The sequence below is a fragment of the Candidatus Accumulibacter phosphatis genome (genome assembly GCF_000024165.1).
Classification (GTDB): domain Bacteria; phylum Pseudomonadota; class Gammaproteobacteria; order Burkholderiales; family Rhodocyclaceae; genus Accumulibacter; species Accumulibacter phosphatis.
Window position 1 is genome coordinate 720619 of the sequence record NC_013194.1, and the last position, 14529, is coordinate 735147.

15 protein-coding genes and 1 tRNA gene are annotated in these 14529 nt (G+C 62.5%); 6 read left to right on the top strand and 10 right to left on the bottom strand.

The features are described 5' to 3' along the window. Positions 1–8 precede the first annotated feature (8 nt). The 6 genes from CAP2UW1_RS03040 (at position 9) to CAP2UW1_RS03065 (ending at position 7390) form a co-directional block, all read left to right on the top strand. Positions 9–3101 (top strand): efflux RND transporter permease subunit, encoded by a 3093-nt coding sequence (locus CAP2UW1_RS03040; RefSeq protein WP_015765202.1) that lies wholly within the window; start codon positions 9–11, stop codon positions 3099–3101. A gap of 239 nt (positions 3102–3340) precedes the next feature. After that, a complete protein-coding gene (locus CAP2UW1_RS03045; RefSeq protein ID WP_015765203.1) occupies positions 3341–4756 on the top strand; it encodes a circularly permuted type 2 ATP-grasp protein in 1416 nt (471 codons plus the stop codon). 18 nt (positions 4757–4774) lie between these two features. Further along, positions 4775–5707, top strand: a complete 933-nt coding sequence (locus tag CAP2UW1_RS03050; protein WP_015765204.1) for an alpha-E domain-containing protein — start codon at positions 4775–4777, stop codon at positions 5705–5707. Between the two features lie 78 nt (positions 5708–5785). Further along, positions 5786–6520, top strand: coding sequence for a proteasome-type protease (locus CAP2UW1_RS03055; RefSeq protein WP_041567671.1), 735 nt, complete (start codon positions 5786–5788; stop codon positions 6518–6520). 272 nt (positions 6521–6792) lie between these two features. After that, a tRNA-Val gene (locus tag CAP2UW1_RS03060) sits at positions 6793–6867 on the top strand. A 202-nt stretch (positions 6868–7069) separates the two neighbouring features. Beyond that, on the top strand, positions 7070–7390 hold the full coding sequence (locus CAP2UW1_RS03065) for a DUF3579 domain-containing protein (RefSeq protein ID WP_015765206.1): 321 nt from the start codon (positions 7070–7072) through the stop codon (positions 7388–7390). A gap of 91 nt (positions 7391–7481) precedes the next feature. Here the strand turns inward: CAP2UW1_RS03065 and murA are convergent, their stop codons facing one another. The 10 genes from murA to CAP2UW1_RS03115 form a co-directional block, all read right to left on the bottom strand. Further along, positions 7482–8747 (bottom strand): UDP-N-acetylglucosamine 1-carboxyvinyltransferase, encoded by a 1266-nt coding sequence (gene murA / locus CAP2UW1_RS03070; RefSeq protein WP_015765207.1) that lies wholly within the window; start codon positions 8745–8747, stop codon positions 7482–7484. Further along, entirely contained in the window at positions 8740–8985 is a 246-nt protein-coding gene (locus CAP2UW1_RS03075) for a BolA family protein (protein WP_015765208.1), read from the bottom strand. Before CAP2UW1_RS03075 ends, murA begins: the two co-directional genes overlap by 8 nt. Before the next feature lie 3 nt (positions 8986–8988). Beyond that, complete coding sequence (locus CAP2UW1_RS03080) at positions 8989–9741, bottom strand: ABC transporter permease (RefSeq protein ID WP_015765209.1); 753 nt, start codon at positions 9739–9741, stop codon at positions 8989–8991. After that, on the bottom strand, positions 9741–10661 hold the full coding sequence (locus tag CAP2UW1_RS03085) for an ABC transporter ATP-binding protein (protein WP_015765210.1): 921 nt from the start codon (positions 10659–10661) through the stop codon (positions 9741–9743). Before CAP2UW1_RS03085 ends, CAP2UW1_RS03080 begins: the two co-directional genes overlap by 1 nt. A 34-nt stretch (positions 10662–10695) precedes the next feature. Then, positions 10696–10995, bottom strand: a complete 300-nt coding sequence (locus CAP2UW1_RS03090) for an STAS domain-containing protein (RefSeq protein ID WP_015765211.1) — start codon at positions 10993–10995, stop codon at positions 10696–10698. Further along, entirely contained in the window at positions 10992–11606 is a 615-nt protein-coding gene (locus tag CAP2UW1_RS03095) for an MlaC/ttg2D family ABC transporter substrate-binding protein (protein ID WP_041567674.1), read from the bottom strand. The genes CAP2UW1_RS03090 and CAP2UW1_RS03095 overlap by 4 nt, the downstream gene beginning before the upstream one ends. An 88-nt stretch (positions 11607–11694) precedes the next feature. After that, positions 11695–12405 carry an MlaA family lipoprotein gene (locus tag CAP2UW1_RS03100; protein ID WP_015765213.1) on the bottom strand — a complete coding sequence of 237 codons (711 nt, stop codon included), beginning with the start codon at positions 12403–12405 and terminating at the stop codon, positions 11695–11697. Positions 12406–12420: 15 nt separating this feature from the next. After that, positions 12421–12894: an outer membrane lipid asymmetry maintenance protein MlaD gene (gene mlaD / locus CAP2UW1_RS03105; protein WP_015765214.1), complete on the bottom strand. Its 474-nt coding sequence runs from the start codon at positions 12892–12894 to the stop codon at positions 12421–12423. Continuing rightward, complete coding sequence (mlaE, locus tag CAP2UW1_RS03110; RefSeq protein ID WP_015765215.1) at positions 12891–13706, bottom strand: lipid asymmetry maintenance ABC transporter permease subunit MlaE; 816 nt, start codon at positions 13704–13706, stop codon at positions 12891–12893. The genes mlaD and mlaE overlap by 4 nt, the downstream gene beginning before the upstream one ends. Continuing rightward, complete coding sequence (locus CAP2UW1_RS03115) at positions 13703–14515, bottom strand: ABC transporter ATP-binding protein (RefSeq protein ID WP_015765216.1); 813 nt, start codon at positions 14513–14515, stop codon at positions 13703–13705. The genes mlaE and CAP2UW1_RS03115 overlap by 4 nt, the downstream gene beginning before the upstream one ends. Positions 14516–14529 lie beyond the last annotated feature (14 nt).

Consider the following 14529-nt stretch of genomic DNA (forward strand, 5'->3'; position numbering starts at 1 on the left):
CACCGCCGATGCAAGTTGCCGAGCTCTGCATTCGCCGCCCCGTGATGACGACACTGCTGATCGCCGCGGTCGTCGTTTTCGGGATCATTGCCTATCGGGCCTTGCCGGTCGCCGAACTGCCGACAGTAGATTTTCCGACCATTGCGGTCACCGCCAACCTGCCCGGCGCGTCGCCGGAAACCATGGCCGCGGCCGTGGCGACGCCGCTCGAAAGCCAGTTCTCGACGATCGCCGGGCTCGATTCGATGACCTCGACCAGCGCCCAGGGCTCGACGGCGATCACCCTGCAGTTTACGCTCGACCGCAACATCGACGCGGCGGCGCAGGACGTGCAGTCGGCCATTTCGGCGGCGCTGCGCAAGTTGCCGCCGAACCTGCCCGCACCCCCCTCGTTTCGGAAAGTGAATCCCGCCGACCAGCCGATCTTCTACGTCGCCATGTCATCGGCGACGCTGCCCCTGCCGATCGTCAATGAGTATGCGGAAACCCAGCTCGCGCAGCGTCTGTCGACGATCCCCGGGGTGGCTCAGGTGCAGGTCTTCGGCGCCCAGAAGTACGCGGTACGTATCCGCGCCAACCCCGATCAACTGGCCGCACGCGGCATCGGCATCGACGAGTTGCAGCAGGCGGTTGCGCAGGCCAACGTCAATCAACCGGTGGGGATGTTCGACGGCAGCCGCCAGACCTTCGCCATCAAGGACAATGGCCAGCTCGCCGATGCCGCCGCCTATCGGCCGCTGATCGTTGCCTGGCGCAACGGTGCGCCGGTCCGGCTGGACGACGTGGCGACGCCGATCGACAGCGTCGAAAACAACAAGATCGCTAGCTGGAACGTGGACAAGCGCGCCATCGTCCTCGCCATCCAGCGCCAGCCGGGCGCCAACACGATCGAGACCGTCGATTCGATTCGCAAGATCCTGCCTGGCTTCAAGGCCAAGCTGCCGGCGGCGATCGACATGAACATCCTCTACGACCGCAGCCTGTCGATCCGGGAATCGATCGACGACGTGCAGTTCACGCTGCTTCTCGCCGGCTTCCTGGTCCTCGTCGTCATCCTGCTGTTCCTGCGCAACCTGTCGGCGACGCTGATTCCCAGCCTGGCCCTGCCAATCTCGGTGATCGGCACCTTCGCCGCCATGCACGTGCTCGGCTACAGTCTCGACAACCTGTCTCTGCTGGCGCTGACGTTGGCCGTCGGGTTTGTCGTCGATGATGCTATAGTCATGCTCGAGAACATCGTCCGGCATCTCGAGGCCGGCGAAGCGCCGTTCGAGGCGGCGATCCGGGGCGCCCGGGAAATCGGCTTCACCATCGTTTCGATGACCATTTCGCTGGTTGCGGTGTTCATCCCGGTGCTGTTCATGGGCGGTATCGTCGGCCGCTTGCTGCATGAATTCGCGGTGACCATCTGCATCGCCATTCTGGTTTCCGGCTTCGTCTCTCTGACGCTGACGCCGATGCTCTGCAGTCGTTATCTCAAGCCGGCCGGGTCGGCGCAGCATGGGCGCCTGTTCCGGGCCTTCGACAGCTTCTTCGCCGCGCTGCTTGGCGGCTACGAACGCAGCCTGGCCTGGGCGATGGCCCGGCCCAGACTGATCCTGGCCAGCTTCTTCGCCAGCCTGGCACTGGTCGTCGCGATGTTCGCCATGGTGCCGAAGGACTTCATCCCGAGTGGCGACAGTGGTCGCCTGATCGCCTTCACCGAAGGCGCACAGGATGCTTCCTTTGCGGCCATGGTCGAGCACCAGCGGGCCTTGGCCGAGATCGTCGCCAAGGATCCGAACATCCGATCGTTCATGTCGTCGGTAGGTGCCGGTGGCATCCGGCCAACGTCGAATACCGGGACGATCTTCATGCTGCTCAAACCCCGCGACGAGCGGGCTCTGACGCCCGACGAAATCATCCAGGAACTGCGACCCAAGCTCGCCGCTGTGCCCGGTATCAAGGTTTACCTGCAGAATCCGCCGGTGATCCGCATCGGCGGCCAGATCACGGCGGCACAATATCAATACACCCTGCAGGACACGGACCTCGACGAACTCTATCGGTGGACGCAGACGCTGCTCGGCCGGATTCGCCAGTTGCCGGGATTCGTCGATGTCACCAGCAATCTCAACAACCTGAGCCCCGTTGTCGCGCTCGATATCGATCGCGACAAACTGTCCGCGCTGGGCCTGACTTTCGCCCAGGTCGAGGATGCTTTGCAGAGTGCCTTCAGCGCGCGCCAGATTTCAACGATCTACGGGGCGACCAACCAGTACCAGGTGATTCTCGAAGTTGCTCCCGAGTATCAGGCCGATCCGACGATGCTTTCGCGTCTTTACGTTCGTGGTACCGCCGGCAAGCTGGTGCCGCTCGACACGATCGCCCGTATCAGTCGCAAGACGCAGGCGCTGACTGTCAATCACCAGGGGCAGCTGCCAGCGGTGACCATTTCCTTCAACCTCTTGCCGGGCGTCTCGCTCGGCGAGGCGGTCGACCGCATCAAGGCGCTGGAACGGGACCTGAGCTTGCCGGTATCGCTGAACACGAGCCTGCAGGGAACGGCGCAGGCCTTCCAGTCGTCCCTGCAGGGGCTGGGTGTCCTCCTGCTGATCGCCGTCCTGGTGGTCTATCTGGTTCTCGGTATTCTCTACGAGAGCTTCGTGCACCCCTTGACCATCCTTTCCGGTTTGCCCGCCGCCGGCCTGGGTGCGCTGTTGACGCTCTTGATCTTCAACGTGGATCTGAGCCTCTACGCCTTCGTTGGCGTCATCATGCTGATCGGCATCGTCAAGAAGAACGCAATCATGATGATCGACTTCGCGCTCGATCGGCAACGCAATGACCGGATGCCGGCGCAGGCGGCGATCTTCGAGGCCTGCCTGATCCGTTTCCGGCCGATCATGATGACCACGATGGCGGCGCTGGCCGGTACGCTGCCCATCGCGCTGGGCCTCGGTGCCGGCGCCGAGGTGCGCCGCCCCCTGGGTCTGGCCGTCGTTGGCGGTCTGCTGGTTTCGCAGTTCCTGACGCTGTACCTGACGCCGGTGATCTACCTGTACCTCGATCGCCTCACTGGCCAGCGACTCCGCGCCGTCGCGGCTGCCGGTTCGGGTTGATGAGCGCATCGCCACTTGTCACGGGAAGTACGCAGGCGTGCCTTTGCCGGTGCGTGCCACGCTAGCGTTCGCCGGCCCACCGGCATGATGCACCAGTGGAGTGCATGATGCTGTCCTTTCGCACCATCCGCTCGCATCGCCAGAGGCCTGCCGCTTCTGTTTTCTTGGCAGTTTTGGTGGCGTCCGGTGGTGGCACGGTTTCTGCTTGACTATGGCAACCCACATTGGCGGTGAGCACCATGAGCACACAGTTCTATAACGAAATGTACGATGCGGCCGGGACGCTGCGGCCGCACTACCAGGCCTTTGCCGAGTGGCTCGCGGCAATGCCGCCCGAGCGTCTGGCACGCAAGCAGGTCGAGGCCGACACGGCCTTCCACCGCGTCGGTATCACCTTCGCGGTGTACGGCGAGGAGGCCGGCACCGAGCGGCTGATACCCTTCGACATCATCCCGCGCATCATCCCGGCGGCCGAGTGGACGGCGCTGCAGGCAGGATTGTGGCAGCGCGTGAAGGCGCTCAATGCGTTTCTGAACGACATCTATCACGAGCAGGAGATCCTTCGCGCCGGACGAATTCCCGCCGAGCAGGTGCTCAACAACGCGCAATTCCGCAGCGAGATGATGGGGGTGGACGTGCCTTCCGGCATTTATGCCCATATCGCCGGGGTGGACATCGTCCGCGCTGGGGCGGGTGAGTCCTACGTCCTGGAAGACAACTTGCGAGTGCCGTCGGGCGTGTCGTACATGATCGAAGATCGCAAGATGATGATGCGGCTCTTTCCCGAGTTGTTCTCGAGGCACATGATCGCGCCGGTGCAGCATTACCCGGACATGCTGCTCGAGAATCTGCGCACCGTGGCGCCAAAGGGCGTGACCAACCCGACGGTTGTCCTGCTGACGCCGGGCGCCTACAACAGCGCCTACTTCGAACACACCTTCCTGGCGCAACAGATGGGAATCGAGCTTGTCGAGGGGCGGGACCTCTTCGTCAAGGACGAAACCGTTTTCATGCGCACCACGCAGGGGCCGCAGCGGGTTGACGTCATCTACCGGCGGCTCGATGACGACTTTCTCGATCCCCTGGTCTTCAACAAGGAGTCGATGCTCGGCGTGCCAGGCTTGCTGTCCGCCTATCGTGCCGGCCATGTCACCCTGGCCAACGCCATTGGCGCCGGCGTTGCCGACGACAAGTCGATCTACCCCTACGTGCCGGAAATGATCCGGTTCTATCTCGGCGAGGAACCGACGCTGAACAATGTTCCCACCTGGATGCTGCGCAAGCCGGACGACCTCAAGTATGTCCTCGCACACCTATCTGAACTGGTGGTCAAGGAAGTCCATGGCGCGGGCGGCTACGGGATGCTGGTCGGGCCCGCATCGACAGCCGCCGAGATCGAGGACTTCCGCACCCGCATCATCGCCGCACCGGAGAAGTACATCGCGCAGCCGACCTTGGCGCTGTCCAACTGCCCGACCTTCGTCGAGTCGGGAATCGCGCCGCGCCACCTTGACCTGCGTCCTTTCGTTCTTTCCGGCAAGCAGATAGGCATGGTTCCTGGCGGCCTGACCCGGGTGGCGCTACGCGAGGGTTCACTGGTGGTGAATTCGTCGCAGGGCGGAGGCACCAAGGATACCTGGGTATTGGAAAACTGAGATGCACGGAGAACCGAGATGCTGAGCCGCACCGCTGATCACCTGTACTGGATGGCGCGCTATACGGAGCGTGCCGAAAACCTGGCGCGTCTTCTCGACGTGTCGTACCAGATGTCGCTGGTGCCGCAGTCCGTCGCTGCGCAAAATGAAAACTGGCGCGCCATACTTGCGCTCAACAGCCTCGAGGCGGCTTTCGCGGAGGTCTACGACGAAGTCAACGTCGACAACGTCCTGCGCTTCATGGTCGCCGATCCTGCCAATCCTTCGTCGATCTATACGTGCTTGCGGGCGGCACGGGAAAACGCTCACGCCGTGCGCGGGACCCTGACCGCCGAGATGTGGGAGAGTGTCAACGCGACCTGGATCGAGTTGCGCCAGCAGACTTTCGAGCAGATTCACTCGCGCGGCGTCAGCGAGTTCTTCGACTGGGTGAAGCTGCGATCGGCGGTCATCCGCGGTGTGACTTTCGGAACCATGCTCAAGGACGATTCACTACATTTCATCCGCCTCGGCGGACTCCTCGAACGCGGAGACAATACGGCCCGCATTCTCGACATGCAGTACCACATCCTGCGCAACGGCGATGAGGGGGCAAGTGACTTCTATCGCTGGGGTGCCTTGCTGCGCTCGGTCTCCGCCTTCCAGGTCTATCGCAAGGTGTATCGCGATGCGATCACCCCCGGCCGGGTTGCGGAGTTGCTGATCCTGCGCATGGACATGCCCAGATCCTTGCATGCCTGTGCCGACGGCATTGTCCACATGTTGCAACTGATTGCCAACGGCGCTTCGGCGGAAACCGAACGCCAGGCCGGCGTGCTGCATGCCAGACTGCATTTCGCGCGCATCGATGATGTGCTGACCAGTGGTCTGCACGAATACCTGACCGACTTCATGGATCGCATCTACGACCTGGGAGACGGCATCAGTCGCGACTTCCTGGTCCCGGCCTGAGGCGCCGATGCGGTTTCGTCTGGCTGCGCGCGAGGCGACGGTGCGGGGCCGTCGTCAGCGGTCGTCGGCAGCCGTGCCGTGACCTACTGCATCGCCATGCGGCTCGATGCCGGCCTGGTGTTTCTGTCCGACTCACGGACCAACGCCGGTGTCGACCATGTAAACACCTTTCGCAAGATGACGGTCATTGAGCGACCGGGCGACCGCGTACTGGTCCTCATGACGGCGGGCAACCTCTCGGTCAGCCAGTCGGTGGTCAACATCCTGCGCGAACGCCTGGAGCGAAGCGATGAGGAGAACCTCTGCAACCTCTCGAACCTTTTCGACGCCGCGCGCCACATTGGCGGCATCGTCCGCGAGGTCTACCAGCGCGATGCGGCTGCGCTGAAGGAATTCGGTATCGAGTTCAACGCGTCGCTCATCTTTGGTGGCCAGATTGCCGGTGAGGCCCCGCGCCTGTTCAGCATCTACGCTGCCGGCAACTTCATCGAGGCCAGCGCCGACACCCCCTATTTCCAGATTGGCGAGTCGAAGTACGGGAAACCGATCATCGATCGCGTCGTGACTTGCCGCACGAGCTTCGAGGAAGCGGCCAAGTGTGCACTGATCTCGATGGATTCGACGATCCGCTCGAATCTCTCGGTTGGCATGCCGCTCGATCTTCTGATCTACGAGAGCGGTGCCCTGAAGGTGCGCAACCACGTCAGCATCGGCCCGCAGAACGCTTACTTCAACGAGATCAGGACACTCTGGGGCGACCGCCTGCGGCAGGCATTCACCGAGTTGCCGGACCCGGACTGGGCGCATTTCTGACGGCGGTCCGATCAAGAATGGCGGTTGGGACGCGGTCGAGAAGGGCGCTGTCTGCCGGGCTTGGGCGCACTGTGCTCGTCGGCGTGATTGACCGGATTGACGAGGTGTGATGTAATCCGCCTCTCTGCTCGGCGGGTCATCGGGCTTGCTCCTGGCCAGCGTTTCACGGTCGAGGAGGTCGCAGGCTAGTCTCGCGAACGCCTTGTTCTGTCGGTTGCCAATTGGCGGCTGGTCGGGCAGGCGAATCAGGTTGGTCCGTGGATCAGGACGCAGGGCGATTAACTCAGCGGTAGAGTGCCACCTTCACACGGTGGAAGTCAGTGGTTCGATCCCACTATCGCCCACCATCTCGACGTGTTCCGCACTGCCAGTAGGTGCACGCATCCCCCCGGCTGTTCGCGGTCGGCGACGCTGCGGCGAACGGCGCTGTCAGAACCGGCAATGCCCCCACCTTTCTGGTAAAATTCGTTCGTGGACCCTGTCCGCAGATGCTGAACGACCTCCAAGAGACTATTTTTGCGGCTCACCTCGCTACGCCATGACCGAGATATGACCACTTCGTCGCACTCCTCTTTCATCATCGTCGGGCTGACGACTGCGGGCAAGAAGTTCCGCCCCAGCGACTGGGCCGAGAGACTCTGCGGCGTCCTGTCGGCTTTCGGCGCCGAGAAGAGAATGCGCTACTCACCCTACGTGGGTCCGCGCAACTACAAGGGCGAAAAAGCGGTTTTCGTGGATGGACGCCTGTACGAGGTGGAACCCATGGCTTATCGCTTTGTTCTTCACTTCGCCCAGGACAACGACCTGCAACTGATTCAGGATGTCGCTTCGGACGGTAGTCCGAGGCCGCCCGCGTCGCCCGCTTCCTGAGCGCGCCGGCCCTGCCGGCTGGGCGTTCGCGAATCAGGCTAACGCAGGCGCCAGCCTGATTCGTGGGCTGCCTCCAGGCGGCAGTCGCTGTTCAGCGAATCCGCCTGACGCGCGCCCCAAGCTGGCCGAGTTTCTCCTCGATGCCTTCATAACCCCGGTCCAGATGGTAAATGCGGTCGATCAGAGTCTCGCCCTGGGCGACCAGGCCGGCGATGACCAGGCTGGCCGACGCACGCAGGTCGGTAGCCATTACCGTCGCGCCCTGAAGACGCTCGACGCCGGTGACCATGGCGTTGCTGGCGTCGATACGGATGTCGGCTCCGAGGCGAATCAGCTCGACGGCGTGCATGAAGCGGTTCTCGAAGATCGTCTCGCGGATCACCGCCGATCCCTCGGCGACACAGTTGATGGCCATGAACTGTGCCTGCATGTCGGTCGGAAAGGCCGGGTAGGGTGAGGTACGGATGCTGACCGCCTTCAGCCGCGGCGGAGCCTTGAGCCTGATCGCATCGCGCTCGGCGACGATGTCGCAGCCGGCGTCGAGCAGCTTATCGACTACCGCGTCGAGGTAGGCCGCCGAAGTTCCCGTCAGGCGAACGCTGCCACCACTGGCGGCAGCAGCGCAAAGGTACGTTCCCGTTTCGATGCGGTCGGCCATGATCCGGTGTGTTGCGCCGTGCAGGCGTTCGACACCGCGGATGCGAATCTTGTCGGTACCGGCGCCGGAAATCTGTGCCCCCATCGACACCAGACAGTTGGCCAGGTCGACAACCTCCGGTTCGCGCGCGGCATTTTCGATGATTGTTTCGCCGTCGGCCAGTGCAGCCGCCATCATCAGGTTCTCCGTCCCGGTCACCGTGACCATGTCGGTGACGATGCAGGCGCCTCGTAGTCCGCGCTTGCCTGTCCCTGCCCCGGCCTGGATATAGCCGTGCTCGACGTGAATCGAGGCGCCCATGGCCTGCAGTCCGAGAATGTGCTGTTCGACCGGCCGCGCGCCGATTGCGCAACCGCCCGGCAGCGACACCCTGGCTTCGCCATGGCGTGCCAGGAGGGGGCCGAGGACCAGGATCGACGCCCGCATCGTCTTGACCATGTCGTAAGGCGCCAGCGGGTTGCTGAGTCCGCTGCTGTCCAGTACCACCCCATTGGCGCCATCGTGCGTGACCGCGACGCCCATTTGCTCGATCAGGCGCAGCATGGTTGCGATGTCCCTGAGCCGGGGCACGTTGGTGAGATGCAGAGGTTCTGCCGTCAGCAGGCAGGCGCAGAGGATCGGCAGCGCCGCATTTTTTGCGCCGGAGATGGCGATCTCGCCGGCCAGGGGTGTGCCACCCTCAATCAGCAGCTTATCCACGTGTCGCGCTCCACTCTTCCGGGGTCTGGGTCTTCATCGACAGGGCATGCAGTTCGCCGCTGTTGAAATGTCCGCGCAGCACGGCGTTTACCCGCTGCTGTCTTTGCACGCGGCTCATGCCGATGAATTCGGCACTGACGATCAGTGCCTCGAAGTGCTGGCCGTCGCCGATGACCTGCAGGTGTTCGCAGGGCAAGCCTGCGGCGATGATCGTGTGAAGTTGTTCTGGCTGCATCATGATTCAGGACCTCAGTTTGTAACCACTCTTGAGCAGCGCCAGCGTCGCCGCCGACACCAGCAGGAAACTCGTGGCGACCACGGCCAGGCTGGTTTCCGGCGCCACGTCGGAGACGCCGAAGAATCCGAAGCGAAAACCGTCGATCATGTAGAAGACGGGGTTGAAACGCGACACCTGCTGCCAGAATTCCGGCAGGGAATGAATCGAGTAGAAGACGCCGGAGAGCATCGTCAGCGGCATGATCAGGAAGTTCTGGAAAGCCGCCAACTGGTCGAACTTGTCGGCCCAGATGCCGGCGACGACGCCCAGGGTTCCCATGATGCCGCCGCCGATGACGATGAAGGCCAGAATCCACAGCGGTGCGATGAAGGACGGCGGCGCGAACCACATGGTCACCAGCAGAACGCCCAGTCCCACCATCAGACCGCGCAGCATTGCCGCGACCACATAGGCGAGAAAGAATTCGACATAGGAGATCGGCGGTAGCAGCACAAACACGACGCTGCCGGTCACCTTCGACTGGATCAGGCTCGACGAACTGTTCGCAAAGGCGTTCTGCAGCGCCGACATCATCACCAGGCCGGGGATCAGAAAGGCAGCGTAGGGGACTCCGTGCACCTGTACGTGTGCCTCGAGCACATGCGAGAAGATCATCAGGTAGAGCAGGGCGGTCAGCACCGGCGCACCGACCGTCTGAAAGCTCACTTTCCAGAAGCGCAGCACTTCCTTGTAGAGCAGGGTCCGGAAGCCGCTCATCACGACGTGGCCTGGCGAGTGCTGGTGCTCTGCATGACACCGAGGAAGACGTCCTCGAGGTCCGTCTGCGTGAGGCGCAAGTCGTCGATCTGGCAACCTGCCTCCCGGACCGCCGCGAGCAGGGGTTCGATCTCGCCGAGGGCACCGAGAGGGAAAGTCCAGGCGCCCTCGCTCTCTGTCGCTCGGGCCCGCAGGGTCTGCGGTAGTGGCGTCGAACGCGCGACCCGTAGACGCAGAGTCTGCCCCGAAAAGCGTGCCAGCAGGTTGCTGGTGGTATCGAGGGCGACCACGCGTCCTTGTTTGAGCATGGCGATCCGTCCGCACAGGGCTTCGGCTTCCTCCAGGTAATGCGTCGTCAGGATCACAGTGTGTCCGTCTCGATTGAGCCGCCGGACGAATTGCCACAGGCCCTGGCGCAACTCGACGTCGACACCGGCCGTCGGCTCGTCGAGAACGATCACCGGTGGCTTGTGCACCAGTGCCTGGGCGACGAGAACTCGCCGCTTCATTCCCCCGGACAGACGGCGCATGTTGGTGTCGGCCTTGCTGGTCAGGTCGAGGTTGGCGAGAATCTCGTCGATCCACTGGTCGTTGTGGCGGATTCCGAAGTATCCCGACTGGATGCGCAGACTCTCGCGCACCGAAAAGAAGGGGTCGAAGACCAGTTCCTGCGGTACGACGCCGAGCAGGCGACGCGCGGCGCGGTAGTCGGTGACCACATCGTGTCCCAGCACAGTCAGGCTACCGGTATCCGGACGCGCGAGACCGGCCAGGCAGGAGATCAGCGTCGTCTTCCCCGCCCCGTTGGGGCCGAGCAGACCGAAGAACTCGCCCTCGGCGATCTGCAGCGAAACGCCTGCAAGTGCCAGCACGGAACCGAAGCGCTTCTCCACCCCCTCAATGGCAACGGCGACGCTCATGGCATGTTTGCTGGCGAGGGGCCACGCCGCCCGTTCAGGCGAGCGGGAGAAGTTCGGATACGCCGTAGAGCGCTGCCAGGCTGATCAGGTTCGCTGGTGGGTTGGCCAGGCGCAAGGTCAGGCCACGCGCGCCGGCCGTACGCAGCCAGGCAAGAACGACGCTCAAGGCCGACGAATCGACGTCGTTGACGGCCGCCAGGTCGAGCAGCATGGCGGTGCCTGCCGGCGGGGAAGACGATGTCAAAGAACGGCGCCCTGCTTCGAGCAGGGCGCGGGCATTGGCGATGATCATCGGCGCGGTAACGCGCAGAGTGCCGTCCAGGCGTTCGATCATTTCTTGCCCGCTTCGAGTTGCTTGTTGCGATTGCCCAGCATCTGGATCAGGCCGTCGATGCCGTTGTTGCGCACTTCCTGGTTGAACGTGTCGCGGTAGTTGGTGACCAGGCTGACGCCGGCGACAATCACATCGTAGACCTTCCAGCTGTCACCCTGCTTTTCCAGGGCGTAATCGAGTTGCACCGGTTTGCTGCCCGGCTGAACGACTTCCGTCCTGACCAGCACATCGGTGTCGGCCGCCTGCATCTTGGTTGGCTTGTAGCTTATCGTCTGGTTCTTGTAGGAGGTCAACGCATTCGAGTAGGTGCGCACCAACAGGGTCTTGAACTCTTCCGCCAGACGCTTCTTTTGCTCGGGGGTTGCCTTGCTCCAGTCGCGACCAACCGCCAGTGCGGTCATGCGCTGGAAGTTGAAGTACGGTAGCACCTTGCTGTCGACCAGTTCCATCGCCTTGCGGGTGTTGCCGCTCTGGATCTCCTTGTCCTGGCGAACGATCGTCAGGACGTCGTCGGTCACCTTGCGGACCAGCGCATCCGGCGCACTCTCCTGAGCAAGCGCGGAGGACAACATTACCAACAAACCCAAGAGCAGTGATACGAAGTACTTCATGAGCAGTATCCAGGCAGGTGAGAGTACGTTGTTAGCGCCCAGCCAGCTGCGACCGCGGCCGGCGAAATCCTCGGTCCAGGGGGCGCTCCTAATCGTCCAGGGGGACGCGCGGTGGATCACCATCGAACACCTCATTGCGACGATGCTGCAGGTAGGCGTCCCTGATGTAGTTGTACTTGTCGAAAGCCGCTTCCTCGATCACTTTGTCGGAAGGCAGAAGGGTAGCCCGCAAGTCGATGTAGCGCGTAGCTACCAGGCTGTTGCGCAGGGCCATGTCGTCTACTCGCCACACCGGATCGTAATAGGTGTCGACCAGCCAGCCGAAGGTGTCACGAGTCGTGCGCGGCCCGATGAGTGGCCAGTAGAAGTACGGGCCGTCACCCACCCCCCACACGGCGAGTGTCTGTCCGAACTCTTCCGAATGTTTGGTCAGACCCAGTTCTCCGGCCACGTCAAAGGCGCCGCCGATGCCCACAGTGCTATTGACCAGCACCCGACCGACATCGGAAGCGGCGTCTCCCGGCTTGCCCTGCAGGAGGTTGTTCAAAGCCGTCCACACATCCCAGAGATTGCCGAAGAAGTTGCCGACGACCACCTTGACCGGCAGTGGTGCGACCGTGTCGTAACCCTGCGCCAGAGGTTTGACGATGGCGACGTCGAGGCCCTCATTGACGGCGAACATCGCCCGGTTGAAGCCCTCGAAGGGATCCTTCGGATTGCTGGCCGTCGTCGCGCAACCGCTGGCGACGACGACTGCGCAGGCCACGGAGGACAGGTACGGCAAAAGCCGAAGTTTCATGGATGTTCTTCCATTCTATTGGTTTGCGGCTGGTCCTTCGGAAGCCTTGTTGAACATGAACTGGCTGATCAGCTTCTCGAGTACCACCGCCGACTGCGTTTTCGCGATCACGTCACCCGGTTTCAGCATCTTCTCGTCGCCACCGGGGTCAAGTCCGATGTACTGCTCGCCCAGCAAGCCGGAGGTCAGAATCAAGGCGAAGGTGTCCTTGGGGAAATGGTAGCGGCCGTCGATGCTGAAGGTCACTACCGCCTCATAGGTTTCCGGGTCGAAACGCACGTCCGCGACTCTGCCGACGACGACGCCGGCGCTCTTCACTGGCGCGCGAACCTTCAAGCCGCCGATATTAGCAAACTTGGCGGTCAACGGGTACGCCTCGGAAAAGTTGGCTGCCGACAGATTCCCGACTTTAAGCGCCAGGAAAAGCACCCCGGCGAGCCCCAGGGCAACGAAAAAACCGACCCACAGGTCGAGCAACTTGCGACTCATCCAGCCTCCCGGAACATGAAAGAAGTCAACACGAAGTCCAGCGCCAGGATGGCCAGGGCCGACTTGACGACCGTGCTCTTGATCGAACTCGAAACGCCCTCCGCCGTTGGCAACGCGTCGTAGCCCTCGAAAACGGCAATCAGGGAAACCGCGACGCCGAAGACGAAGCTCTTGACGATGCCACTCCAGATATCGTAGCGAAAATCAACCGACGCCTGCATCTGCGACCAGAAAGCGCCGTCATCGACACCGATGAAGACCACCCCGATCAGGTAACCGCCAAAGACGCCGGTCGCGGAGAACAGCGCCGCCAGCAAGGGCATCGAGATCACGCCTCCCCAGAAACGCGGCGCGACGACGCGGGCAATCGGGTTGACCGCCATCATGTCCATTGCCGTGAGTTGCTCGGTGGCCTTCATCAGGCCGATCTCGGCCGTGATCGACGAACCGGCGCGCGACGCGAAGAGCAGGGCGGCGACGACCGGGCCGAGTTCCCGCACCAGCGACAGCGCCACCAGTATGCCGAGTGCGTCGGCCGAGCCGTAGCGCTGCAGCGTTTCGTAGCCCTGCATGCCGAGCACCATGCCGATGAACAGTCCGGAAACCATGATGATCAGCAGCGACTGAAACCCCGAATAATAGATCTCGCGAATCGTCAGATTGGGTCGCCGGAAGGACTGTCCGGAGCAGAGGAGCAGCATGACGAAAAAGCGGCTGGCAAAACCCAGTCGCTGCAGTGCGTCAGTAACATGGTGTCCGATACTGGCGATGGTCGACAGGAGCGGGCCGGGGCCTGACTCACGCTTGCTCATGGGCGTGCGCCTTTCCCCAGAAGTTCGTGGGCCAGCGGCGGCGCCGGATAATGGAAGGGCACTGGTCCGTCGGCTTCGGCAAAAACGAACTGATGGACAAAGGGGTGTCTGGAGGCGCGGATCTCGTCGGGCGTGCCGAGCGCAACGACCTTCCCGTCAGACATGAAATAGATGTAGTCGACGATCAACAGCGATTCCTGGATGTCATGGGTGACCATGATCGTCGTCGCACCCAGCGCGTCGTTGAGCTTGCGGATCAATTGTCCGATGACCCCAAGGGAAATCGGATCGAGACCCGCAAAGGGCTCGTCGTACATGATCAGCATCGGGTCGAGCGCGATTGCCCGCGCCAGCGCCACGCGTCTGGCCATGCCGCCGGACAACTCGGCCGGCATCAGCTGATGCGCTCCGCGCAGGCCAACGGCATTGAGCTTCATGAGCACCATGTCGCGAATCAGTTCCTCGGGCAGATCGGTGTGTTCGCGCATCTGATAGGCGACATTATCGAAGACCGAGATATCGGTAAACAAGGCGCCAAACTGGAACAGCATGCCCATTCGCCGGCGCAGGGCGTACAGTTCGTCGTCCTTGAGGCGGGGCACCGACCGACCGTCGACCAGCACGTCGCCGCGGCTCGGCTTGAGTTGTCCGCCAATCAACCGCAACAGCGTGGTCTTGCCGCAACCGGAGCCGCCCATGATGGCGACCACCTTGCCGCGCGGAATCTGCATGCTGATGCCATTAAGGATCGGTCGATCGTCGTAGGCAAAATCGAGATCCTTGATTTCGACAAGATTATCGGCAGGCACCGCAGTATCCCCGG